The 251-nt window shown below is 49.0% G+C and carries 1 protein-coding gene; it reads left to right on the top strand.

Annotated elements, in window-relative coordinates; genetic code table 11:
* Window positions 1-251 (top strand): GTPase RsgA (gene rsgA, locus AW165_RS18495; RefSeq protein ID WP_155859660.1); only part of this gene is annotated, 251 nt, incomplete at both ends.

Raw genomic sequence — 251 nt, 5'->3', positions numbered from 1 at the left:
GCGCTACTTGGCACTCATCAATGAAGCCGATGTAGAACCTGTAATTGTACTGACCAAAGCAGACTTATGTGACGACGCTGACGAGCTCAAAGCTCAGGTACAAAAGCTCGATCCATTGCTTATGGTAGAAAGCGTTAACGGTCTGGACGAGTCAGACGTCGCCAAGTTGATGGGTTGGTGTGGCGAAGGTCAAACCGTCGCCTTTATCGGTTCTTCTGGGGTAGGAAAATCGACCTTAGTCAACACTCTAC

The organism is Acinetobacter sp. LMB-5 (assembly GCF_001541635.1).
In the GTDB taxonomy this organism is placed as follows: Bacteria; Pseudomonadota; Gammaproteobacteria; order Pseudomonadales; family Moraxellaceae; genus Acinetobacter; species Acinetobacter pittii.
The sequence above is the reverse complement of the archived record's forward strand: the minus strand, read 5'-3'. Positions and strand labels throughout refer to the sequence as shown.